The following is a 21,997-nucleotide window of genomic DNA, read 5'->3' as shown; positions in this document are numbered from 1 at the left end:
CGCACTCTATTTAGTGGTTCACCGATCCGCTTAACAATCGGATCACCGATCCACATATACGGATCACCGATCCGGTTATCAAGGCATCTCATGCGAGCCGACGCAAAAAAAAATTACAACCATATCCTCGCGGTCGCGCGTGACGTCGTCACCGAGCACGGTATCAATGCGTCCATGCGCGATATCGCCCGCCGGGCCGACGTCGGGTTGGCCACGCTGCTGCGTCATTTCCCGACGCGAGAAGCCTTGTTCGAAGCGTTGCTGTGTACGAATCTGGACGCACTGACTAAGAGGGCAGATGAACTCGAAACGTCGAACTCACCTGACGAAGCGCTCATCTCCTGGTTCCAGGAATGGTTGGTGTTCGCCCAAAGCTATAGGGGCGTCGTCGCCATGATGGCCGCCGCCCACACGAACCCGGACTCCGCTCTTTATGCTTCATGCGCTGCGGTGCACTCGGCGAGCGCGCGACTGCTGCTCCGTGCACAGGCCGAAGGCGCGGCGCGGCCCGACATGAATGGGGATGACCTGTTCGCCCTGATGACGGCTCTCGGCTGGGCGGTCGACCAACCCTCATTCGCGCCGCGGGCCGATCATCTCTTTCGCATCATTACGGGCGCCATTCTGGCGAACCCGTCGACCGGATCGGCTTCTGCTGCGCTCGACCGTCAAAACTGAGTATCCATCATACTGCTGACGAGAGGCGGAGCACTTCATCCTTTGCTTCCAGGCGTCACCTCGGCCGCACGCATCGGATCGAGCACGATCCGATGCGTGCATCGTGTCCCTGCCGGTGGGGACGTCATGTTCATCAGTCGAACTTGACCAGGTCCTTGAAGATCAGCCGGCCCCAGCTGTTCCCGCGCGCCTGCACGAGCAGTCCGCCTTCCGAAAGCCCGCCTAGTTTGATCGGCGCGAAGCCGAGATTTTCCGCGAGTGTACCAATCTGCACTGCAGCGCCTTCATCATCGCTCGCGAGGAATATGACTCTCCTGCCACCCTTTACGGCCGGATCCTGGTCAAGGACCGCGGCGATCAAATGGTTGAAGCCCTTGACCAGTTCTGCACCTGAGAAGGCCTGCGCAATGAACTTGGAAGAAGGCTGTCCGCCCAGTTGCTCAGGGGGCACGCCGTAGGCATTGGTCACATCGACGATGGTCTTCCCCTGCCAGGTGGGAAGTGCCTTCGCGACGTCCGGGTGCGACTCGAAACGCACGGCCAAAAAGATGATGTCTGCCTTGACCGCTTCCGCCAGCTTTTTGGGAATGATCGTAGGCCCGATCGCGGCCGCATCGGATGCAAAGCTTTCCGGGTCGCGCGTGGTTGCGACGGATACTTCGATGCCCTTGCGGGCAAATGCCTTGGCTAGGGCCTTGCCGATATTGCCGAAGCCGACAATTGCGTAGCTCATATTTATTCTCCTTTATTTTCCCACGCCGGTCGGGCTCCGAGTATCGAACGGAACCCGTCCAAGTGTAGCGCGTCAGAGTTGCGCTAGGCCGCCGTCAACGGCTACCTCGCTGGCGGTCATGAAGCTGCTGTCCGATGAGGCGAGGAAGGCAGCAGCCGCCCCGAGCTCCGTCGGATTGCCCATGCGCTGGAATGCAGTCATCGAGCCGTAGGCCTTCAGGCCCTCCTCGCCCAACGCTTCGGTCGCGAGTTCGGTCGCTATCGCCCCGGGCGACAGCACGTTTACGCGGATGCCGGTGCCCTTCAGATCCTCCGCCCAGGTCCGCGCGAGGTTGCGCACTGCCGCCTTGCTCGCGCTGTAGGCAGTGAATGCCGGGGCGCCCGTGGTGCCTGCGCTCGATCCGGTCAGGATGATCGAGCCGCCTTCGCCCATCAGCGGCAGCGCCTTCTGGATGGTGAAGATCGTACCCTTCACATTGACGTCGAAGGTTTCGTCGATGTGCTCGGCGGTGATCTCGCCGAGCTTAAGCTGGCTTCCTACCCCGGCGTTCGCAAAGACGATGTCGAGGGTTCCACGCTCGGTCTTCACCGCCGCGTAAAGCTTGTCGAGATCGGCCTCATCGGAGACCGAGCCCTGCACCGCGCGGGCATTGGACCCGAGCTCGACGAGGGCGGCGTCGAGCGCATCCTGCCGACGGCCGAAGATGAAGACGAAAGCGCCCTCCTCGATGAAGCGCTTTGCAGCGGCGAGGCCGATGCCGGTGGCGCCTCCGGTGATGACGGCGGTCTTTCCATTCAATCTGGTCATATCGTGTATCCTTCGTTTCGCCATCTCGGGACTTTGGCTGTACGGGAGGTCTTTCCGAGAGGCTCAACATGGCCCTGCCGAAGTCAGCCAGGCAGTGAGCAATCGCACACATCGGTGGTGCGAAAACGATCCATACCGATAACCAGACGCCGCGATGTTCGCGCAAAATCCGACTCTGTATGTTAGAGTGAGCTTCGGAAGCCTCACTGCGCGGCGCGGGAATGCACCATGATCGACTGGGATGACGTTCGCTACTTTCTCGCCGCCGCGCAAGGAGGCTCAGTGCGGGCCGCCGCCAAACGTCTCGGAGTGAACCACGCGACCGTGCTGCGACGCATCGCCCAGCTCGAGGACCGCCTCGGGGCGCAGATGTTCGAAAAGCTGCCTTCGGGCTACCGCTTAACAGCTGCGGGCGAGGAGGTCCTCGAGTTCGCGGACCAGATGCAAGCGTCGTCGCACCAGCTGGAAACGCGCGTCTTGGGGCGCGATCAAAGCGTGCGCGGGCTTCTGCGGGTGACGCTGCCGGCGCCCCTCGCAGCACACCTGCTAATGCCGAACTTCGCGGATTTCGTACGCCTGCATCCGGACATCGAGATGGAAATCCTGTCGTCCGGCGAGCTGGCAAATCTGACCAACCGAGAGGCCGACGTGGCGATCCGTGTCGTCTATGACCGCGAAGCCTTGCCGCTCAATCTTCACGGTCTGAAGGGACCGGAGCTGTACGGCGGCTTCTACATGTCCGGCGATCGACTGGCCGAGTGGCAGGCGGGCGGGCCGGATCCCAGGTGGATCGCCATAAGTGGTCATGGAGTACCGGACTGGACCCGCCAGGGAGAACTCCGCACGACTGGGACTCCGTTCCGGACTATGGATTTCGAAGCGCAGATCGCGGCGGTCCGGCAAGGTATAGGCATCACGACGCTCCCGTGTTTCGTCGGAGATGCCGATCCCTTATTGGAGAGGGTGCCAGGTACCAACCTACACCTGTATGGACCGATCTGGGTTCTCACTCAGGGGGAGACACGCAAGACGAAGCGCGTGCGGCTCTTCACCGAGTTCGTATCCCGCAGACTCGCCGCCTACGCCCCACTTTTAGCGGGGCTGTCCATATCGCGCGACTGACGCGCAGTAGATCGCGGCGACGCTTGCCGGGTCTTGCTCGTTTAGGGGAAGAATGGGGGTAAATGCGGGAACGTCGGCTTCTGTCGCAAACCGACGTGCAACGGTGCAAGCGGGAATGGCTGCAAAGTCCAAGCTGAAAACGTGAGTGTACCGCTTCTCAGGCCGCATGCGGAACGGCCGGTTTCGGGATCGCCGTGCACACTCCTGACCGACGACAACAACGGGGCTCGAAGCAGACCCGCCTTTGTGCACGCTATTCTACGCCAGAGCACTCCCGCCGATGGAAGCGGCTTTACACCATCCTGAAGCGGGCGCAGATCGATCCTGTAGGAAAGAAATGGAGTAGGCGAATTCAATGGAAGTGAAAGACGGATGGGAGCGGCAATTAAGCGGAGGCGAAAAGCACCGCCGAAACTACGCTATTGCCGCCGTTTTTATCCCTCACTCCCACTCGATTGTGCCGGGCGGCTTGCTGGTCACGTCGTAGACGACGCGGTTGATGCCGCGCACCTCGTTGATGATGCGGGTGGCGGCGGCGCCCAGGAACGCCATGTCGTAGTGGTAGAAATCCGCGGTCATGCCGTCGACCGAGGTGACGGCGCGCAGCGCGCAGACGAATTCATAGGTGCGGCCATCGCCCATCACGCCGACTGTCTGCACCGGCAGCAGCACGACGAAAGCCTGCCAGATGGCGTCGTAAAGGCCGGCCTTGCGGATCTCATCGAGATAGATGGCGTCGGCCTCGCGCAGTATCTCCAGCTTTTCGCGAGAGATGCCGCCCGGGCAGCGGATGGCGAGACCGGGACCTGGAAACGGATGCCGGCCGATGAAGCTTTCGGGCAGGCCGAGCTCCTTGCCGAGCGCCCTCACCTCGTCCTTGAACAGTTCGCGCAGCGGCTCGACGAGCTGCATGTTCATGCGCTCGGGCAGGCCGCCGACATTGTGGTGCGACTTGATCGTCACCGAGGGGCCGCCGGTGAAGGAGACGCTTTCGATGACATCGGGATAGAGCGTGCCCTGCGCCAGGAAATCGGCGCCGCCGAGTTTCTCGGCCTCTTCCTCGAACACCTCGATGAACAGCCGGCCGATGGTCTTGCGCTTCTTTTCCGGGTCCGACTCGCCTTCGAGCGCGCCGATAAAACGGTCCGAAGCGTCGACAAGGATGAGCGGCAGATTGTAGTGCTGGCGAAACATCTCCACCACGCCAGCAGCCTCGTCCTTGCGCATCAGCCCGTGGTCGACGAGGATACAGGTAAGCTGATCGCCGACCGCCTCGTGGATCAGGAGTGCTGCGACCGAGGAATCGACGCCGCCCGAAAGCGCGCAGATGACCTTGCCCTTGCCGACCTGCTTACGGATCGTCTCGACCGCGTGCTCGCGGTAGGCGCGCATGGTCCAGTCGCCTTCGATGCCGGCGATCTTGTGGACGAAGTTTTGGAGCAGCCGGGCGCCGTCCGGCGTGTGCACCACTTCGGGGTGGAACATGATGCCGTACATCTTGCGCTCGATATTGCCGAAGATGGCGAAGGGCGAGCCTTCCGATTTTCCGAACACCTCGAAGCCCTTGGGCAAGGAGATGACGCGGTCGCCGTGGCTCATCCACACCTGATGGCGCTGGCCGGGCGCCCACAGGCCCTCGAACAGCGGGCTGTCCTTCTGGATCTCGACGAAGGCGCGACCGAATTCGCGATGGTCGGAGCTTTCGGCGACGCCGCCCATCTGCACGCACATGGCCATCTGGCCATAGCAGATGCCGAGCACCGGCACACCGGCATCGAAGACGATCTGCGGGGCGCGCGGGCTGCCGATGTCGCCGGTCGAGGCCGGGCCGCCGGACAGGATCACCGCCTTCGGCTTGATGCGCTTGAACGCCGCTTCGGCCGACTGGAACGGCACGATCTCGGAAAACACGCCGGCCTCGCGGATGCGCCTGGCGATGAGCTGCGTGAACTGGCTGCCGAAATCGACAATCAGGACGGTGTCGGGATGATTGGCTATCTTCATGGCGAGCGTTTAGAGAAAGAAACGAGTCGGCGCAATGGGCTGAGAGGCGGCTCTCAATCCGATTTCGCGTCCTCATGCGATGGTCCGAATTCCAGCGCGCCGGACCCGATCGCCTGTTCCAGCCGCATGACCGCATCCGCCAGCTTCTCGTCGATGACGTGGAGATACTCCTTCCAGTCGCCGACATGCCTGAGATCGGCAGCCCCGTCGGAAATGCCGCGCAGGCCGACGAGCGGCACGCCGAACAGTTGGCAGGCACGCAGGCAGGCGAAGGTCTCCATGTCGACCATGTCCTGCGCAATCGCATCGTAGGCGCTGCCGGAAATGATCGCCGCGCCGGTCGACAGCGTCGCCTCTCTTATATCAGGAATCCTGAACGGCAGCGGCACGGTCACCGGCAGGTCGAGAAACGGCGTCGCGCCCTTCTCGAACCCCAGTGGCGAGGCGTCGATGTCGCGGTAGGCGACCGAAACGGCCTGGTAGATTTCCGTCTGCTCCAGCGTCCGGCTCCCAGCCGAACCGAGCGACACGACGAGGTCCGGCAGCGCCTTTTCAGACTTCAGCCATGACAGTTCCGCGCCCAGCCTGACACCCGCCTCGACCGGCCCCACCCCTGTCATGACAGGCGTGAAAAGCCGCTGCAGATGCGGACCGTATTCGGCCTGCGCCGCCATCACGAAGAGGACGTCCCTACCCGCAATCCTGACCGCCTTGCGCATCGGATCAGCCTTCGATGCCATCGCGACCGACCACCGTCATCATCGTTCCGGTCATAGTGGCGATCAGCTTGGCCTCGCCGTCGACAGCGAAGGCATAGGCCTGGCCGTCGGCGACGATGATGGTGCGGCCGGGCTTTGTCACCGAGCCGCGGAACAGGAAGCGCTCGCCCCGGCCCGGCGCCAGCAGGTTGACCTTGAACTCGATGGTCAGCACGCCGGAGTTCTCCGGCATCAGCGAGAATGCTGCATAGCCGCAGGCCGAGTCCAGCGCCGTCGAAATGACGCCGGCATGGAGGAAGCCATGCTGCTGGGTCAGCGCCGCCGAATAGGGCATCTCGATCTCGATGATGCCGGGCGTCACCAGCGTCAGCTCGGCGCCGATGGTCATCATGGCGTTCTGCCGCGCGAAGGACGTCCTGACGCGATCCTCATAGTCGGGGGCGGGTACGATCTTTGCAGCCATGGCTTGTCACGCTCCTGTCTGAAAAGCTTATTGCAGAGGCATGAGCGGCAGGCAATCGCTATTGCTGCACTGCAACAATCAAGTCCGCTGGCAAGATTCAGCCGCCCTTGCGTAGCGCGCAGACATAAAACCCATCGGTACCGCTCAGCGCCGGCGACAGCGAAATGCCGCCTGCGGCGCCGATCCACGCGGCCGCCTCGTGGCCCGGAAAGCGGCTGTCCCAGAGCTGGCGGTGATCGACTGGAATAAAGTCGCTGTTACGATCCTGGAAGGCTGCGACCTGTTCTCCATTCTCCTCGTCGAACACCGAGCAGGTGATATAGACCAGCAGCCCGCCCGGTTTGACGAAGGCGTTGGCCGCGTCGAGGATCGCCGATTGCTCGCCTTTGCGTGCATCGAGCTGTCTCTGCGTCAGCCGCCATTTGGCATCGGGCCGGCGCCGCCAAGTGCCGCTGCCGGTGCACGGTGCGTCGACCAGGACGATATCCATGTGGCCCGAGAGGGTGCTGAGCTCCGTCGGCTTGGTGACGATTTGCACGTTGCGGTTTTCCGAGCGGCGGATGCGGTCGAAGATCGGCGCCAGCCGCGCCTTTTCGACATCATGGGCAAACACCTGGCCGCGATTGTCCATCGCCGCCGACAGTGCCAGCGTCTTGCCGCCGGCGCCGGCGCAAAAGTCGAGGACCTGCATCCCAGCCTCCGCGCCAGCCAGCGTGGCGGCGATCTGCGAGCCTTCGTCCTGAACCTCGAACCAGCCTTTCTGGAAGGCCGGTTCCGCCTGCACGTTCGGATGCCTGCCGTCACCTGCGATCGGCGGGATGCGGATGCCGTGCGGCGCGATCCGTGCAGCCTTGGCATCGGTCTCGGCCAGTTCGGCGAGCACCTTGCTGCGATCGGCCCGCAGCGTGTTGACCCTGAGGTCGAGCGGCGGACGCGTCGCAAGTGCAGCGCCTTCATCGACCCAGCTGGCGCCGAAGGCCCGTTCGAAAAGCGGTTCGCACCAGTCCGGAATGTCGGCGCGCACCGCGGGCGGCGCATCGGCAAGCCTACTATCGGCGACCGCCTTCAGCTCGTCGGCGCTAAGCAGCGGCGGCGCGAATTTGTCGCCGTCGAGCGCTTCGTTCAGCGACTGCGCGGTCTGGTTCCATTCGAGCAGCAGCGCGCCGAAGCCGATGGCGCGCGGCGTGTCCTCGCCCAGCAAAAAGCCGGCCGAGCGCTTCCGGCGCAGCGCGTCATAGACGATGTTGCCGATCGCAGCGCGATCGCCGCCGCCGGCGAAGCGATGCGACAGGCCCCAGTCCTTCAGCGCATCGGCGACCGGTCGGTGCCGCCGGCCGATATCCTCCAGCACTTCGATGGCCGCCGCCAGCCGTCCGCCCAGTCGCATCTTCTTATTCCGTTATTCAGCAAATTACTTCCGCCCTGCTCTAAAGCGCGCGACTGGCGCACACAAGCGGGGAGAGCCTCGGACACCAGATCGAGCGCAGATATGTCGGCACCCACAGCTCTAGCGCACGACCCCGAAAATCGGAATCGATTTTTCGGTAAGGGATCATGCGCAAAATCAAACTGCTACAGCGTCCTTTGCGCGTCCCAAAGGACGCGCGGCGCTGTAGTCGGCGCAATGCTTGTGCTTCCAAACTTTTGAAGTTGCGATACTCTTTCGCTGCGTGATTCGCCAAGAACTGCAAGCGGATCGGCGGGAAAATTACGAGGAGAGGGCAATGAAGACTTATCTGGCGGAAGTTCTAGGAACATTTCTACTGGTGTTCATCGGCACGGCTTCGGTGGTGACGGGCGGCTTCGGCGGCGCGCTGCCGCTCGGCCAGGAAGGCATCGGTCTTGCATTCGGCATCGGCTTGATTGCGGCTGCCTATGCGATCGGCCCGATCTCGGGCGCGCATCTCAACCCGGCGGTGACGCTCGGCGTGTTCCTTGCCGGCCGAATGCAGGCCAAGGACGTCATCCCCTATTGGATCGCGCAGATCATCGGCGCCATCATCGCGTCGCTGGCGCTGTGGATCATCGTCTCCGGACAGGTCGGCGGACACACCGGCGGCTTCGGCGCCAATGGCTGGGATGCGACGAAATGGGGCGTCAGCTCGGCGTTCCTGTGGGAGCTGATCGGAACCTTCACCTTCGTGACGGTGATCCTCGGCGTCACCAGCGGCAGCCACACGACAGCCTTTGCCGGCCTTGTCATCGGCCTGACGCTGGCGGGGCTGCACTTCGCCATCATCCCGGTGACCGGCACGTCGCTCAATCCGGCCCGCTCGATCGGCCCGGCGCTGTTTTCAGGAAGTGTCGCGATTGGCCAGCTCTGGCTGTTCATTGTCGCACCGCTGATCGGCGGCGCCATCGCCGGCGTGGTCGCCAAGACCCGCATCTTCGAGAAAGACTGATTTTCGAAGGCTTCAATACAAAAAGGCGCGGGTCAAGGCCCGCGCCTTTTTGTTAAATTGGAGAATCACTTGCCGCCTCAGCCCCGGGCAAGATCGAAGCGGTCGGCGTTCATCACCTTGGTCCAGGCCGCGACGAAATCCCTAACGAACTTCTGCCCGGCGTCCGCCGACCCGTAGACCTCGGCAAGCGCACGCAACTGCGCGTGCGAGCCGAAGATCAGATCTGCGCGGGTGCCGATCCACTTGACCGCCTTGGTCTTGCGGTCGCGCGCTTCGTAGACTTCATCGGAGCCGGCGGCCGGATCCCAGACCGTGTTCATGCTGAGCAGGTTGACGAAGAAATCGTTGGTCAACGTGCCCGGCCTGTCGGTGAACACCCCGTGCTTCGACTTGCCGGTGTTGGCGCCGAGCACCCGCAACCCGCCGACGAGCACCGTCATCTCGGGCGCCGTCAAGGTCAGCAGCTGCGCCTGATCGACCAGCATCGCTTCGACCGACATCGGCTGCTTGCCCCTGACATAATTGCGGAAGCCATCGACTTTTGGCTCGATCGCGGCAAAGGACTGGACGTCCGTCTGCTCTTGCGAGGCGTCCATGCGGCCTGGCGTGAAAGGCACCTCCACGTCATGGCCGCCGTCCTTGGCGGCCTTCTCGATCGCGGCGACGCCGCCGAGAACGATCAGGTCGGCAAGCGAGACCTTCTTGTCGCCCGTCTGCCCGGCGTTGAACTCGCTCTGGACGCCTTCGAGCTGCGCAAGCACCTTCGACAGTTCGGTCGGCTGATTGACTTCCCAGTCCTTCTGCGGCGCCAGACGGATGCGTGCGCCGTTGGCGCCGCCGCGCTTGTCGGAACCGCGGAACGTCGAGGCCGAGGCCCAGGCGGTCGAGACCAGTTCGGAAACGGACAGGCCAGAGGTCAGTATCTTCGCCTTCAGCGAGGCGATGTCCTGCTCGCTGATCAGTTCGTGATCGACGGCCGGGATAGGGTCCTGCCAGATCAGCTCTTCCTTCGGCACGAGCGGGCCGAGATAGCGGACAACCGGCCCCATGTCGCGATGGGTCAGCTTGAACCAGGCGCGGGCGAAGGCATCGGCGAACTGATCCGGATTCTCGTGGAAACGCCGCGAGATCTTCTCATAGGCCGGGTCGACCCGCAGCGCGAGGTCGGTGGTCAGCATCGCCGGCGCGCGGCGCTTCGACGGATCGTGCGCGTCCGGCACCGAGCCTGTACCGGCGCCGCCCTTCGGCGTCCATTGATGGGCGCCAGCCGGGCTCTTGGTCAGTTCCCATTCGTAGTTGAACAGATTATCGAAGAAGTTGTTGCTCCATTTGGTCGGCGTCGTGGTCCAGGTCACTTCGAGGCCCGAGGTGATGGCGTCGCCGGCAATGCCGGTGGCGTGCTTGCTCGACCAGCCGAGGCCCTGCGCCTCGATGCCGGCGCCTTCCGGCTCCGGCCCCACCAGCGATGCATCGCCGGCGCCGTGGGTCTTGCCGAAGGTGTGACCGCCGGCGATGAGCGCCACGGTTTCCTCGTCGTTCATAGCCATGCGTGCGAAGGTTTCACGGATGTCGCGTGCCGAGGCCAACGGATCGGGCGTGCCATTCGGCCCTTCCGGGTTGACGTAGATCAGCCCCATCTGCACGGCGCCGAGATGGCCCCGAAGTTCGCGGTCGCCGGAATAACGCTCGTCGCCGAGCCACTTGGTTTCCGACCCCCAGTCCACGTCCTGCTCGGGCTCCCAGACATCGGCGCGCCCGCCGGCGAAGCCGAACGTCTTGAAGCCCATCGATTCCAGCGCGACGTTGCCGGTGAGGATCAACAGATCGGCCCAGGAGATCTTCCTGCCGTATTTCTGCTTGATCGGCCACAGCAGCCGGCGTGCCTTGTCGAGATTGGCGTTGTCCGGCCAGCTGTTGAGCGGCGCGAAACGCTGCTGGCCGGCGCCGGCGCCGCCACGGCCATCGCCTATGCGATAGGTGCCGGCGCTGTGCCAGGCCATGCGGATGAAGAGCGGGCCGTAATGGCCGAAATCGGCCGGCCACCAATCTTGCGAATCGGTCATCACCTGGTGCAGGTCCTTGATCACCGCATCGAGATCGAGGCTCTTGAATTCCTCGGCGTAGTCGAAGTTCTCGCCCATCGGATCCGAGAGGCTCGACTGCTGGTGGAGAACGGCAAGGTCAAGCTGGTTTGGCCACCAGTCACGGTTGGTCCTGCCGGCCGATCCATGCGCGACCGGGCATTTTCCCGCGCTATTGTCATCGGTCTTTGCGTCCATCGTTCTCTCCGATTTGTTGATTTCCGGGATTTGTTGATTTTCCGGACGGGCCTTGAGCCACGCCATTCTGGAATGGTTCCAGACTAGGCCGCATTGCCGATAAAAACAAATTGCCTTTCCTGTTTGTTACGATAGGTTTTCCTTATGATAGGTCTCACTGTCCGACAGATGCAATATTTCGAGGCGCTGGCACAGACGCTGCATTTCGGCCGCGCCGCGAAGCTCGCCGGCGTCAGCCAGCCGGCGCTGTCCTCGCAGATTGCGGAGATGGAGCTGCGGCTCAACTGCCGGCTGTTCGAGCGCGGCGGCAAATCGGTTCGGATGACCGACGAGGCGCAGGCTATGCTGCCGCGCATCGAGCGTATTCTTGCCGATATCCGCGAGATCGAGACCACGGCCCGGCGTGGGCGTCCCGCCATGGAAGGACGCTTCCGGCTCGGCATAATCCCGACGGTGGCGCCCTATCTCCTGCCGCATGTGCTGCCGGAGCTGAGACGGCATTTTCCGGCCTTGCAGCTCGAATTGCGCGAAGCGGTGACCGCATCGCTGGTCGAGGACACCGCTTTGGGAAAGCTCGACGCCTTCATCGCGGCCCTTCCCCTCGATCAGCCCGGGCTGATCACCGAGGCGCTTTTCTCCGACCGGTTCTTCCTTGCCGTGCCGGCCGGCGATCCCGCCTTCGCCTCGCCGCCGGTTCCGCCGGAAAGCCCGGCGCTGGAAAGGCTGATGCTGCTGGAGGAAGGCCATTGCCTGCGCGAACAGGCGCTTGCCGTCTGCGGCAGCGTGCGGCCGGTGGCAATGGCAAGCTACGGCGCGACCAGCTTGACGACGTTGCTGCAGATGGTGGCGCACGGGCTCGGCGTCACGCTCATTCCGGAAATGGCGGCAGGACCAGCCAGCACTATCCCCGATCTGAAGATCGTGCCATTCCAAGAACCGATGCCGCAGCGCACGGTCTGCCTCGCCTGGCGGCGCAACAAGGTACGCCACGACGAGTGTGTGGAGCTGGCGAAGATTATTCGCGGGCTGGATGCGGCGGTGCTGGCGGCCTGAGGCGAGACGCACTGTATTATCTGGCGGAAAGTCTGCTGGCCCATCGCTGCACCCGTTCGGCCTGAGAAAACCCCAACTTCAATCAAATCCCCGTGAATTGCGCCGAACGGCCGGAACCGCCGACGCGCATCCCGCATTGGTTTTCTGGAGGAGTCTGCGTTCCAGAAGGGAGCAGTATCATGGCTTACCGTGATTACATCCACACACCAGTGACGCCGCGCGACATCCGATGGGGACTCCAACAGGGGGCCGTTGCGGGCATTGTCGCCGGCCTCGTCTTTGCGGCGTTCGAAATGACGGCGAGTGCGTTCATGATGGGGGCGGAAGCGTTTTTCATGCCCCTGCGCATGATCGGCGCCATCGCGCTTGGACCGGAAGCTCTCGATCCTGGCTATTCGCTCCTGACGGCCAGCATTGCCGGCGTGATCGTGCATCTGATCCTGGCCATCATCTACGGTATCGTGTTCGGGGAGATTGCCTCAATGCTGCGAGGATCCGCCGCCTTCATTGGTCTCGGCAGCGTCTTTGGCCTCGCCTTGTGGCTCGTCAATTTTTATGTGATCGCGCCGATCGCATTCCCGTGGTTCCTGCAAGCAAGCCCGGTCCTGCAGTTCGTTGCCCACACATTCTTCTTCGGCGCCGTCCTCGGCTGGTTCCTGTGGAAATCGCACGAGAGAAGCGGGCTCGAAGGACCGGCGGTTTAGACTTTGCCAACACCGACCTGGCGCCGTCGGATTGAAAGCGGAATGACAACGGTGGTCACCGGCGCCTCTGCTCGCCCGCCACAAACGCGCTCAGCCAGTTGACAGCGGAAATCGAAAGCAAGGCTAGCGAGGGCCTCGCCGTCGCCGCCGATGTTTCCGACGCGCTCAAGGTATTCGCAGCGGCCGATAGATCGAATCAGTACTGGGAGGCCGACCGACTGGCAACCGCTCAATGTCATGTCCGGCGATCTGGGTCATGTCCGACGATCTGGCGCTGAAAACAGCGGACGGCTGGCTGCTTTACAACTATCAGGCTTTCACGCATTTCGACTATTTCAAGCGGCAACAAGATCGATCCCTCTTACCGCGACTGGCGGACCACCAGACCGACGAGCATGGAGAGCTAAAAGTGACGAAAGTTGAGGTATTGTTCTTCGACGTCTTGGGAACCGTTGTCGATTGGCGCGGCAGCATAGCGGCGGAGGCGAGTTCGTTTCTTAAGCGCCATGACGCCCTGCATATCGATGCCGGTGCTTTTGCCGATGCTTGGGTTGGACGCTATGACCCATCGGTTGAAGCCGTCCGGAGTGGTCAGCGGCCCTTTGTCCCGCTCGATCTGCTCAATATGGAAAACCTGGAAGCGTGCCTGAAGGGGTTCGGGCTGACGCCATCGGCTTTTCCGAGCGCCGAACTGGAAGACCTCAATCTGGCCTGGCACCGCCTCAAGCCGTGGCCGGATTCGGTGGAAGGCCTCTCCAGATTGAAGGAACGCTTCATCGTCGCGCCGCTGTCCGATGGGAACACCCGACTTCTGGTGGACGTGGCAAAACATGCCGGGCTGCCATGGGATACGATCCTGGGCGCTGATGTCTCCGAGACCTATAAGCCGATGCCACAGGTGTATCTTCGTGCCTGCGAGCTGCTGGGCGTGGAGCCGAACAGGGCGATGCTGGTTGCCGCCCACGACTACGATCTGGACGCCGCGCGTCGATGCGGATTGAAGACGGCATATGTCGTTCGCTTAAATGCGCACGACCCGTCAAAGGCTGCCGCCATCGAGCCGCTCGGTGGTTGGGAATACATGGCAAATAACTTGATCGAACTCGCTGCGATTCTGAAGTAGGTTGCGAGGGCGCGCTCCTGCCCCCCTCAAGCCGTCTTCGCCGCCACCAGCCCCAGCTCCTCGACCATCGCCTTGCGCATGAGAAATTTCTGCGGCTTGCCGGTCACCGTCATCGGCAATTCGGTGCGGAAGCGGATGTGGCGCGGGATCTTGTAGTGGGCGATCTGGTCCGTACAGAAGGCCTTGATCTCCTGCTCGGTGGCGATCTGGCCGGGCTTGAGCACGATCCAGGCGCAAAGCTCCTCGCCATATTTCGGGTCGGGAATTCCGAACACCTGCACTTCCCTGACCTTGGGATGGCGATAGAGGAACTCCTCGACCTCGCGCGGATAGACGTTCTCGCCGCCGCGGATGACCATATCCTTGACCCGGCCGACAATGTTGCAATAGCCCTCGGCATCGATGGTGGCGAGATCGCCAGTGTGCATCCAGCCGTCGGCGTCGATCGCCTCGCGGGTCTTTTCCTCGTCGTCCCAATAGCCCTTCATCACGGAATAGCCGCGCGTGCAGAGCTCGCCCGGCGCGCCGACCGCAACAGTCGCGCCGTCGGCATCGATGGCCTTGACCTCGACATGGGGGTGGACGCGCCCGACGGTCGAGACGCGCTTTTCCAGCGGGTCGTCGACGCTGCTCTGGAAAGAGACCGGGCTGGTCTCGGTCATGCCATAGGCGATGGTCACCTCTGCCATGTGCATCAGCGACACCACCTTCTTCATCACCTCGATCGGGCACGGCGAGCCGGCCATGATGCCGGTGCGCAGGCTGGTGAGATCGAAGGACTGGAAATCCGGATGGTCGAGCAGGCCGACAAACATGGTCGGCACGCCGTAAAGACCGGTGCAGCGTTCGCCCGCCACCGCTTTCAGTGTGGCGCCGGCATCGAACCCCTCGCCGGGGAAAACCATGGTCGCGCCCTTGGTGACGCAACCGATCGTGCCCATCGACATGCCGAAGCAGTGATAAAGCGGCACCGGGATGCACAGCCGGTCGTCGGCGGTCAGCCTGATCGCCGAGGTGACGAAATTGCCATTGTTGACGATGTTGTTGTGCGTCAGCGTCGCGCCCTTGGGTGCGCCTGTAGTGCCTGACGTGAACTGGATGTTGATGGCGTCGCCGGGCTTCAGCCCCTCGGAGATGCGGTCGAGGCTGTCATGCTCGTCGCGCCCGGCCATCGCCAGCACGTCGGCGAAATTGAACATGCCGGGCGAATTCTCCTCGCCCATGCGGATGACGATTTTCAGCGCCGGCAATTTTTTTGCTTCGAGCTTGCCCGGTGTCGCTGTCGCGATCTCCGGCGCTAGCGTCTCGATCATACCGAGATAGTCGGAGCTCTTGAAACTGGCGGCTGTGACCAGCGCCTTGCAGCCGACCTTGTTCAAGGCATAGTCCAGCTCGACCAGCCGATAGGCTGGGTTGATGTTGACCAGGATAAGGCCGATGCGCGCGGTGGCGAACTGCGTCACCAGCCATTCCCAACGGTTGGGTGACCAGATGCCGACCCTGTCGCCTTTTGCCAGGCCGAGCGCCAGGAAGCCGGCGGCCAGCGCGTCCACCGTGTCTGAAAGCTCGCTCCAGGTGAAGCGCTTGTCCTGCTCGACGAAGACGGCGGCATCGAGCGTGCCGTATTTGCTGACGGTGTCGGAAAGCAACGCCGGGATCGTCTGCTGCAGCAGCGGCACGGTGCGCTCGCCCGACACATGCGCCCTGCCGTCTACCGGCGCGACAAACGAGGCGCCATTGCGCGGGCGGCGGCTGCGCAGATTGGTGGCATTCTTCAACTCGTCGAGATTGATCGGCATCGCCGTCTCCTCCGCAGGCGACCGAGTCTATCAGCCTGCCGGGGTGGTGGAAATCCCGTCGATGGTATGGCCGGAGCTTCGAAGTCAGGTCGCGCCGCCAAGTCGGTTCGGAGTCCGGTGAGGATAGCTCCGGAAAACAAAAAACCCGCCTCGACGGCGGGTGGCGGCGCAAATCAGCACCATGCGGAGTTTGGTAGCATAAGTGCCGGCACAAAGCAAGAACAAATATGCTCTGCCCCAGGACGATCCTTCCCACCCCTCTGCCGCAGCTCCCCACAAGGGAAAGAGATTTACGCCACCGAAGCCATCTTCGCGGCGATGTCGCGCAACACTGCTTCATCCGCAGCCGCACGCGTCTTCCTCGATGAAACAAGGCAGGCCTGCGAGCGCAGGATGAGGCCGTCGGCCAGTACCTTCAGATGGTTGGCGCGCAGCGTCGAGCCTGATGTGGTGATGTCGACGACGACATCGGCCAATCCCGCCGCCGGCGCGCCTTCGGTAGCGCCCAGGCTTTCGACGATGCGATAGACCTGGATGCCGTGCTTTTGCGAAAAGAATTGCTGGGTCAGCCGCCAGTATTTGGTGGCGATCCTGAGCCGCCTGCCGTGGCGCTGGCGGAAATCGGCGGCGACGTCGTCGAGATCGGCCATCGTGTCGACATCGAGCCAGATGTCGGGCACCGCCACCACGACATCGGCATTGCCGAAGCCGAGGCGGGCGACGATCTCGGCGCGCGCCTCCCAGTCGGCGAGGCTTTCGCGCAACAGATCCTCGCCGGTGATGCCGAGATCGACCGAACCCTGGCCGATCTCGCCTGCGATTTCGGACGCCGACAGGAACACCACCTCAACGGCTTCCTCGCCTTCGATGCGGGCGCGGTATTTGCGCTCGTCGCCGGACAGGCTGACGGCAAGCCTAGCGCTCGCCAGCACTTCCAGCGCCTGCTCCTTGAGCCGACCTTTCGACGGGATCGCCAGCGTGATCATTGCGCCTGCTCCCGCAACGCTTCGATGCGGTCGAGCCAGACGGAAAAGCCGACGCCGGGGATCGGCGTTTTCGCGCCGAGCAGTGTCAGCAGCCGGTCATAGCGGCCGCCGCCGGCCAGCGGCCGGTCGCCGTCTTCCGCCGCGATCTCGAACACCAGACCGGTGTAGTAGTCGAGCGGGCGGCCGAAGGCGGCATCGTAGCGGATTTTTTTGACTGGCAGGCCATGCGCTTCGATCGCCTTGGCGCGGGCCCCGAAACTGTCCAGCGCCGCTCCCAACGAGAGACCAGAACCGGCCGCGAAGGTTTCGAGCGCTTTTGCTGCGCCGTCGAGCGGCACGTCGATCGCCAAAAAAGTCTTCAGCGCCGAAAACGCCTCGTTCGACAGCCGCACGCTGCGCAGCTCGGCCTTCTCGATCAGACGCCGCGCAATGTCGGTCGGCGAGCGCCCGGCCGACGCCGACAGACCCGCCTGCTCCATGCCGCCGGCGATGTGCGAGGAAAGCGCTTCCAGATCACCGTCGAGGACAAGGGCCGCGACCGAGCCGGAAAGCTGGCCATTGCGCGGCGGGTTGGCGAGATCGGCAAGTGCTGCCTCCAGCATCGGTGCCGAACCGAAGGCGCGGGCCAGCCGCATCCGCCAGCCGCGCGGCAGGCCGAGGGCTGCCAGCACCGCTTCGAATATGGTCTGGTCGCCGAGCGTCACCGCCAGGACCTGGCCCGGCAGCACCAGCGAAAGCAGCGCATGCGCATCGGCCAGCGAACGGGCATCGGCAGCGGCCGTGTCGCGGTCGCCGAGATCCTCGATGCCGGCCTGGAAAAACTCATTGCCGCCCTCGCGGCGCTGGCGAAACACCTCGCCGAGATAGGAATAACGGCGCGGCGTGCCGGCCTGGCTGGCAATGTGGTCGAGGCAGACCGGAATGGTGAATTCAGGCCGCAGGCAAAGCGTCTGGCCGGTCTCGCTTTCGGTGAGAAAAATACGCCGGCGCAGATCCTCTCCCGCCATGTCGAGGAACGGGTCGGCCGGCTGCAGCACCGCGACTTCCACCGCATGGGTGTTGCGCGCGGCGAAGAGATTGGTGATGTCTGATGCGATGGCGGGGTAGCGGGAGGTCATGGCAGGCGCCCTTCCCTTCTCCCCCTGTGGGAGAAGGTGGATTGGCGCGCAGCGCCAAGACGGATGAGGGGTGCTGGAAGAAATGAGGCGTCGGCGTTCCCTGGAACACCCCTCATCCGACCGAGCTTCGCTCGGCCACCTTCTCCCACAAGGGGAGAAGGGAGCGGCGCCCTAGTTGCCACGCGCCCGCTCCTCGGCCTGCGCCGCAAGTATCTTCCTCACCTCGGCAACCAGCTCGCTTTCCGCCACCGTCACCTGCGCCGGGCGTGCCGCGCGCCATTCGGCGTTGTCCACAATCTCCGCCGACATCCTGGCGCCTTCGATCAAATCCTTGATCTGCACCTCGCCCTTGGCGCGCTCGTCGCCGCCCTGGATGATGGCGACCGGGCTGCCGCGGCGGTCCGCATATTTGAGCTGCGCCTTCATGCCGGCGCCGCCGAGATACATTTCGGAGCGGATACCGGCGGCGCGCAGTTCGGCGACCATCTTCTGGTAGCGGCCGAGGCTTTCGGTGTCCTTGTCCATGGTGAGCACGACGACCGGAGCGATGACATCAGAGGTGTCGAGCTTGCCGAGGTTCTTCAGCGCGGTCATCAGCCTGGAGACGCCGATGGAAAAGCCGGTTGCCGGCACCGGCTCACCACGGAAGCGCGAGACGAGGCCGTCATAGCGCCCACCGCCGCCGACCGAGCCGAAGCGCACGATCTGGCCATCCTCATTGGGGATTTCAGCCAGAAGCTCGGCCTCGTAAACCGGGCCGGTGTAGTATTCTAGGCCGCGGACGACGGAACGATCCATAATTATGCGGTCTTCGCCATATCCAGCTGCCCTTACCAAGTCTTCAATGATTGATAGTTCGGCAACGCCTTCGTTGAAGGACTGGCTGGCTTTCACCGTGGAATCCGGGTGCCCTAAATCACCTAGCTCAGGCTTCGCTGTAGCGTAAAGAACGGCCTCAGCTTGAACGTTGTCCAGCCCGGCGCCCTTGGTGAAATCACCGCTCTCGTCCTTGCGTCCGGTGCCAAGCAGTAGGCGCACGCCTTCGACACCCAATTTATCCAGCTTGTCGATCGCCCGCAGCACGGTCAGCCGGCGTCCGATGTTCTCGTCGCCACCAAGGCCGATCGCCTCCAGCACGCCGTCCAGCACCTTGCGGTTGTTGACCCTGATGACGTAGTCGCCGCGCTTGATGCCGAGCGCTTCCATCACGTCGGCCATCATCATCGCCATTTCGGCATCGGCCGCGACGCCCGGCGTGCCGACCGTGTCGGCGTCGAACTGCATGAACTGGCGGAAGCGGCCGGGACCGGGCTTTTCGTTGCGGAACACCCAGCCGGAGCGATAGCTGCGATACGGCTTCGGCAGCCTGTCATAATTCTCGGCGACGAAACGCGCCGTCGGCGCGGTCAGGTCGTAGCGCAGCGACAGCCACTGGTCGTCATCGTCCTGGAACGAGAACACGCCTTCGTTCGGCCGGTCCTGGTCAGGCAGGAATTTGCCCAGCGCATCGGTGTATTCGATCAGCGGCTGCTCGACGGGCTCGAAGCCGTAAAGCTCGTAGACGCCACGGATCGTCGCCATCATCTTTTCGACAGCGCGGATGTCGTCGGCGCTGCGGTCGGCAAAGCCGCGCGGCAGCCGCGCTTTCGTCTTTTCCGATTTGTCGGCCATGGCATGGGTACTCGGTGTTTCGTGGCGCTCCGTGGATCGGCAAAACTCCTGAACTCCACAGCGCGGGTGTCCTAACCGATGCAGCCGGGAGCGGCAAGCGTTTGCACGTTTCCTGAAACAAACCGGACCCAAAACGAAACAATTCCGCCATAAGCGCGGCATCGTGCCGACACAATCGCAGCCGATAAAGCGCGCCGAAACAAGGGGTTCGGGCCATGACCACGGCACGGCAATTCGATATCATCGACAGTGGCGCCCGCGAGCTGCCCGCTCGTTTGCGGCCGGCCGACGGCCATGCGCCGAGACCGGCAGGCCAAACGGCGGGACCATTCGAGGTCGCGGCGGACGAGCGCAAGGGACCGACCATGCGTGATGCGCTGGTGACCAGCCTGCTGGTGATCTATCCGGCTTTTGCCACGCTTGCGGCCATTGTCGCCGGACTTTTCCTGGCCGGCGCCAGCGGCGCTTGAGTTTTTGAGTGCCCCTTTCCTTCTCTCCCTGTGGGAGAAGGTGGCCGAGCGAAGCTCGGTCGGATGAGGGGTGTTCCAGCTTGGCTGCGACAGCACTCCGTCCAACACCCCTCTTCCGTCTCGGCGCTGCGCGCCGATCCACCTTCTCCCACAAGGGGAGAAGGCAAGAAGGAGCTACTTCGGCCGCTTGAACGCCTTCCGCTCCGCCTCGACTTGCTCGCGGCAGACGCAGCCCTCGAGATGGTCGTTGACCAGCCCCATGGCCTGCATGAAGGCGTAGACGGTGGTCGGGCCGACAAAGCTCCAGCCGCGTTTCTTCAGCTCCTTCGAAATCCGCACAGAAACCGCCGTGGTCGGATTGGCGCGCAGATGGGCGAGATCGACGATTTCGGGCCGTTCGTCCGGGCCGGGTTCGAACTTCCAGAACCAGGCGGCCAGCGAGCCGGCCTCGTCCGCCATTTCACGCGCGCGCTTGGCGTTGTTGATGGTGGAGACGATCTTGCCGCGGTGGCGGATGATGCCGGCATTGCCGAGCAGGCGCTCGACATCCTCGTCGGTGAAGGCGGCGATCTTGTCGATATCGAAGCCGGCGAACGCCTCGCGGAAATTCTCGCGCTTGCGCAATATGGTCAGCCAGGACAGACCCGACTGAAAGCCTTCGAGGCAGATCTTTTCGAACAGTCTGCGTTCATCGGTGACCGGCCGGCCCCATTCATGGTCGTGGTAGTGCAGATAATCCGGCAGATTGCCGTGCCAGAAGCAGCGCGCGATACCATCGGGGCCGGCGAGCAGGCCTGTCTTCTCATCCATGGCGGAATTCCATTCGTTAATGCGCCTTAGCGCGCCTTTTACTCCGGCTTTACCAGATTCCTGAACCGGCCAGTAACCACACCGAAAGGTTTACTGACAATGGAGCATTTTACGCATTCCGATTCACGTTTCGGTTGCCGCTCCGCGCCCAAGGTCCACGAAATCGGGGACGCTTTTGCGCCCCTGGATGTTCGACGATCAAGGTGCGTTCCAATGAAGACATTTTTGTTTCCGCTGCTCGGCGCCGCAGCCGCGCTGGCCGCTGCCGCAACATCCTCCAGCGCCAATGACCGTTATGCCGACAGGCCGCCGGTGATGGTGAGCCCCGACCTTTCGGCGCCTTGGGTGCTGCAGCTTGGCCGCGCGCCGGGCATCGTCCGCCAAAACCGGCAAGAGATGCAAAAGCCGCAGCGCCGTTCTCAACGGCAGGCGCAACCGGCTCAGCTGCATACGGCCGCGGTGCAGGCGCCGTCCAAGAAGCGCATGGTCGCGCGCCCGCAGATCGACCCGATCTACCTGCCGCAGGAAGTCGCCTATGACGGTCCGCACAAACCGGGCACGATCGTCATCGATACGACAGAGAATTTTCTCTATCTGGTCGAGAACAACGGCAAGGCACGGCGCTATGGCGTCGGGACCGGCAAGCCGGGCTTCGAATGGGCCGGCAAGCACAAGATCTCGCAGAAGAAGGTCTGGCCCGAATGGCGGCCGCCGGCGGAGATGATCACGCGCGAGGCCGCCAAGGGCCGTTATCTGCCCACCTATGTCGCCGGCGGCGCCGAGAATCCGCTCGGGGCACGCGCGCTTTATCTCGGCTCGACCCTCTACCGCATCCACGGCACCAACCAGCCATGGACGATCGGCGGCGCGGTGTCGTCGGGCTGCATCCGCATGCGCAACGAAGATGTTGTCGACCTCTATGAACGGGTCAATGTTGGCACAACGGTTGTGGTGATATAGTTGCGGTCACGAATCATCTCGGCTAGAAAGACATTAGCTTTGGCTTTTTGAGGCCGGACGAAAGAACAACGGGGGACGGGCCGTGTGGGGATGCGG

The 21,997-nt window shown here is 63.2% G+C and carries 20 protein-coding genes; 8 read left to right on the top strand and 12 right to left on the bottom strand.

Annotation, left to right across the window (positions count from 1 at the left end; genetic code table 11):
- The first annotated feature begins 90 nt into the window (after positions 1 to 90).
- Positions 91 to 678 carry a TetR/AcrR family transcriptional regulator gene (locus tag RPG13_RS10965; protein ID WP_126103609.1) on the top strand — a complete coding sequence of 196 codons (588 nt, stop codon included), beginning with the start codon at positions 91 to 93 and terminating at the stop codon, positions 676 to 678.
- A 133-nt stretch (positions 679 to 811) separates the two neighbouring features.
- Here RPG13_RS10965 and RPG13_RS10960 read toward each other — a convergent pair whose 3' ends face one another.
- Positions 812 to 1,411: an NADPH-dependent F420 reductase gene (locus RPG13_RS10960; RefSeq protein WP_126103610.1), complete on the bottom strand. Its 600-nt coding sequence runs from the start codon at positions 1,409 to 1,411 to the stop codon at positions 812 to 814.
- Between the two features lie 72 nt (positions 1,412 to 1,483).
- Complete coding sequence (locus RPG13_RS10955) at positions 1,484 to 2,218, bottom strand: SDR family NAD(P)-dependent oxidoreductase (RefSeq protein ID WP_095483593.1); 735 nt, start codon at positions 2,216 to 2,218, stop codon at positions 1,484 to 1,486.
- Positions 2,219 to 2,446: 228 nt separating this feature from the next.
- Between RPG13_RS10955 and RPG13_RS10950 the strand changes: the two genes are divergently transcribed.
- Positions 2,447 to 3,340 (top strand): LysR family transcriptional regulator, encoded by an 894-nt coding sequence (locus RPG13_RS10950; RefSeq protein ID WP_095483592.1) that lies wholly within the window; start codon positions 2,447 to 2,449, stop codon positions 3,338 to 3,340.
- A gap of 441 nt (positions 3,341 to 3,781) precedes the next feature.
- Here the strand turns inward: RPG13_RS10950 and guaA are convergent, their stop codons facing one another.
- The 4 genes from guaA to RPG13_RS10930 form a co-directional block, all read right to left on the bottom strand.
- Positions 3,782 to 5,344, bottom strand: coding sequence for a glutamine-hydrolyzing GMP synthase (gene guaA, locus RPG13_RS10945; protein ID WP_095483591.1), 1,563 nt, complete (start codon positions 5,342 to 5,344; stop codon positions 3,782 to 3,784).
- Between the two features lie 53 nt (positions 5,345 to 5,397).
- A complete protein-coding gene (locus RPG13_RS10940) occupies positions 5,398 to 6,063 on the bottom strand; it encodes a 5'-methylthioadenosine/S-adenosylhomocysteine nucleosidase (RefSeq protein ID WP_126107241.1) in 666 nt (221 codons plus the stop codon).
- A gap of 4 nt (positions 6,064 to 6,067) precedes the next feature.
- A complete protein-coding gene (locus tag RPG13_RS10935) occupies positions 6,068 to 6,526 on the bottom strand; it encodes a PaaI family thioesterase (protein WP_126103611.1) in 459 nt (152 codons plus the stop codon).
- 97 nt (positions 6,527 to 6,623) lie between these two features.
- Positions 6,624 to 7,913: an RsmB/NOP family class I SAM-dependent RNA methyltransferase gene (locus RPG13_RS10930; protein WP_337125015.1), complete on the bottom strand. Its 1,290-nt coding sequence runs from the start codon at positions 7,911 to 7,913 to the stop codon at positions 6,624 to 6,626.
- 337 nt (positions 7,914 to 8,250) lie between these two features.
- Here RPG13_RS10930 and RPG13_RS10925 point away from each other — a divergent pair, with 337 nt between their 5' ends.
- On the top strand, positions 8,251 to 8,928 hold the full coding sequence (locus RPG13_RS10925; RefSeq protein ID WP_095483588.1) for an MIP/aquaporin family protein: 678 nt from the start codon (positions 8,251 to 8,253) through the stop codon (positions 8,926 to 8,928).
- Between the two features lie 77 nt (positions 8,929 to 9,005).
- Here RPG13_RS10925 and katG read toward each other — a convergent pair whose 3' ends face one another.
- The gene (gene katG, locus RPG13_RS10920) at positions 9,006 to 11,207 is read right to left on the bottom strand and encodes a catalase/peroxidase HPI (RefSeq protein WP_126103613.1); all 2,202 of its coding nucleotides are present in this window, start codon (positions 11,205 to 11,207) and stop codon (positions 9,006 to 9,008) included.
- Between the two features lie 144 nt (positions 11,208 to 11,351).
- Here katG and RPG13_RS10915 point away from each other — a divergent pair, with 144 nt between their 5' ends.
- The 3 genes from RPG13_RS10915 to RPG13_RS10905 all read left to right on the top strand — a co-directional run bounded on the left by RPG13_RS10915 (position 11,352) and on the right by RPG13_RS10905 (position 14,087).
- Positions 11,352 to 12,260, top strand: a complete 909-nt coding sequence (locus tag RPG13_RS10915) for a hydrogen peroxide-inducible genes activator (protein ID WP_126103614.1) — start codon at positions 11,352 to 11,354, stop codon at positions 12,258 to 12,260.
- 179 nt (positions 12,261 to 12,439) lie between these two features.
- A complete protein-coding gene (locus RPG13_RS10910) occupies positions 12,440 to 12,964 on the top strand; it encodes a hypothetical protein (RefSeq protein WP_126103615.1) in 525 nt (174 codons plus the stop codon).
- A 256-nt stretch (positions 12,965 to 13,220) separates the two neighbouring features.
- Complete coding sequence (locus RPG13_RS10905; protein ID WP_126103616.1) at positions 13,221 to 14,087, top strand: haloacid dehalogenase type II; 867 nt, start codon at positions 13,221 to 13,223, stop codon at positions 14,085 to 14,087.
- A gap of 26 nt (positions 14,088 to 14,113) precedes the next feature.
- On the opposite strand, the gene RPG13_RS10900 is transcribed toward RPG13_RS10905, so the two are convergent.
- The 4 genes from RPG13_RS10900 to hisS form a co-directional block, all read right to left on the bottom strand.
- The gene (locus RPG13_RS10900) at positions 14,114 to 15,886 is read right to left on the bottom strand and encodes an AMP-binding protein (protein ID WP_126103617.1); all 1,773 of its coding nucleotides are present in this window, start codon (positions 15,884 to 15,886) and stop codon (positions 14,114 to 14,116) included.
- Between the two features lie 290 nt (positions 15,887 to 16,176).
- The gene (hisG, locus tag RPG13_RS10895; protein ID WP_337125014.1) at positions 16,177 to 16,872 is read right to left on the bottom strand and encodes an ATP phosphoribosyltransferase; all 696 of its coding nucleotides are present in this window, start codon (positions 16,870 to 16,872) and stop codon (positions 16,177 to 16,179) included.
- On the bottom strand, positions 16,869 to 17,990 hold the full coding sequence (locus RPG13_RS10890; RefSeq protein ID WP_337125013.1) for an ATP phosphoribosyltransferase regulatory subunit: 1,122 nt from the start codon (positions 17,988 to 17,990) through the stop codon (positions 16,869 to 16,871). The genes hisG and RPG13_RS10890 overlap by 4 nt, the downstream gene beginning before the upstream one ends.
- A gap of 171 nt (positions 17,991 to 18,161) precedes the next feature.
- The gene (hisS, locus tag RPG13_RS10885; protein ID WP_337125012.1) at positions 18,162 to 19,661 is read right to left on the bottom strand and encodes a histidine--tRNA ligase; all 1,500 of its coding nucleotides are present in this window, start codon (positions 19,659 to 19,661) and stop codon (positions 18,162 to 18,164) included.
- A gap of 215 nt (positions 19,662 to 19,876) precedes the next feature.
- Between hisS and RPG13_RS10880 the strand changes: the two genes are divergently transcribed.
- Complete coding sequence (locus tag RPG13_RS10880; protein ID WP_095483579.1) at positions 19,877 to 20,131, top strand: hypothetical protein; 255 nt, start codon at positions 19,877 to 19,879, stop codon at positions 20,129 to 20,131.
- Positions 20,132 to 20,305: 174 nt separating this feature from the next.
- Here RPG13_RS10880 and RPG13_RS10875 read toward each other — a convergent pair whose 3' ends face one another.
- Positions 20,306 to 20,941 (bottom strand): DNA-3-methyladenine glycosylase I, encoded by a 636-nt coding sequence (locus RPG13_RS10875; RefSeq protein ID WP_337125011.1) that lies wholly within the window; start codon positions 20,939 to 20,941, stop codon positions 20,306 to 20,308.
- Positions 20,942 to 21,154: 213 nt separating this feature from the next.
- On the opposite strand from RPG13_RS10875, the gene RPG13_RS10870 reads away from it, so the two are divergent.
- Positions 21,155 to 21,901 (top strand): L,D-transpeptidase, encoded by a 747-nt coding sequence (locus RPG13_RS10870; RefSeq protein WP_126103623.1) that lies wholly within the window; start codon positions 21,155 to 21,157, stop codon positions 21,899 to 21,901.
- Positions 21,902 to 21,997: the final 96 nt, after the last annotated feature.

Source organism: Mesorhizobium sp. ISC15 (genome assembly GCF_037162615.1).
Classification (GTDB): Bacteria; Pseudomonadota; Alphaproteobacteria; order Rhizobiales; family Rhizobiaceae; genus Mesorhizobium; species Mesorhizobium mediterraneum.
This window is presented reverse-complemented; position numbering and strand designations above follow the sequence as displayed.

Bases quoted from the DNA above. Each gene is read 5' to 3' on its own strand.
- RPG13_RS10965 (WP_126103609.1), top strand. From the start codon at position 91: ATGCGAGCCGACGCAAAAAAAAATTACAACCATATCCTCGCGGTCGCG.
- RPG13_RS10960 (WP_126103610.1), bottom strand. From the start codon at position 1,411: ATGAGCTACGCAATTGTCGGCTTCGGCAATATCGGCAAGGCCCTAGCC.
- RPG13_RS10955 (WP_095483593.1), bottom strand. From the start codon at position 2,218: ATGACCAGATTGAATGGAAAGACCGCCGTCATCACCGGAGGCGCCACC.
- RPG13_RS10950 (WP_095483592.1), top strand. From the start codon at position 2,447: ATGATCGACTGGGATGACGTTCGCTACTTTCTCGCCGCCGCGCAAGGA.
- guaA (WP_095483591.1), bottom strand. From the start codon at position 5,344: ATGAAGATAGCCAATCATCCCGACACCGTCCTGATTGTCGATTTCGGC.
- RPG13_RS10940 (WP_126107241.1), bottom strand. From the start codon at position 6,063: ATGCGCAAGGCGGTCAGGATTGCGGGTAGGGACGTCCTCTTCGTGATG.
- RPG13_RS10935 (WP_126103611.1), bottom strand. From the start codon at position 6,526: ATGGCTGCAAAGATCGTACCCGCCCCCGACTATGAGGATCGCGTCAGG.
- RPG13_RS10930 (WP_337125015.1), bottom strand. From the start codon at position 7,913: ATGCGACTGGGCGGACGGCTGGCGGCGGCCATCGAAGTGCTGGAGGAT.
- RPG13_RS10925 (WP_095483588.1), top strand. From the start codon at position 8,251: ATGAAGACTTATCTGGCGGAAGTTCTAGGAACATTTCTACTGGTGTTC.
- katG (WP_126103613.1), bottom strand. From the start codon at position 11,207: ATGGACGCAAAGACCGATGACAATAGCGCGGGAAAATGCCCGGTCGCG.
- RPG13_RS10915 (WP_126103614.1), top strand. From the start codon at position 11,352: ATGATAGGTCTCACTGTCCGACAGATGCAATATTTCGAGGCGCTGGCA.
- RPG13_RS10910 (WP_126103615.1), top strand. From the start codon at position 12,440: ATGGCTTACCGTGATTACATCCACACACCAGTGACGCCGCGCGACATC.
- RPG13_RS10905 (WP_126103616.1), top strand. From the start codon at position 13,221: ATGTCCGACGATCTGGCGCTGAAAACAGCGGACGGCTGGCTGCTTTAC.
- RPG13_RS10900 (WP_126103617.1), bottom strand. From the start codon at position 15,886: ATGCCGATCAATCTCGACGAGTTGAAGAATGCCACCAATCTGCGCAGC.
- hisG (WP_337125014.1), bottom strand. From the start codon at position 16,872: ATGATCACGCTGGCGATCCCGTCGAAAGGTCGGCTCAAGGAGCAGGCG.
- RPG13_RS10890 (WP_337125013.1), bottom strand. From the start codon at position 17,990: ATGACCTCCCGCTACCCCGCCATCGCATCAGACATCACCAATCTCTTC.
- hisS (WP_337125012.1), bottom strand. From the start codon at position 19,661: ATGGCCGACAAATCGGAAAAGACGAAAGCGCGGCTGCCGCGCGGCTTT.
- RPG13_RS10880 (WP_095483579.1), top strand. From the start codon at position 19,877: ATGACCACGGCACGGCAATTCGATATCATCGACAGTGGCGCCCGCGAG.
- RPG13_RS10875 (WP_337125011.1), bottom strand. From the start codon at position 20,941: ATGGATGAGAAGACAGGCCTGCTCGCCGGCCCCGATGGTATCGCGCGC.
- RPG13_RS10870 (WP_126103623.1), top strand. From the start codon at position 21,155: ATGAAGACATTTTTGTTTCCGCTGCTCGGCGCCGCAGCCGCGCTGGCC.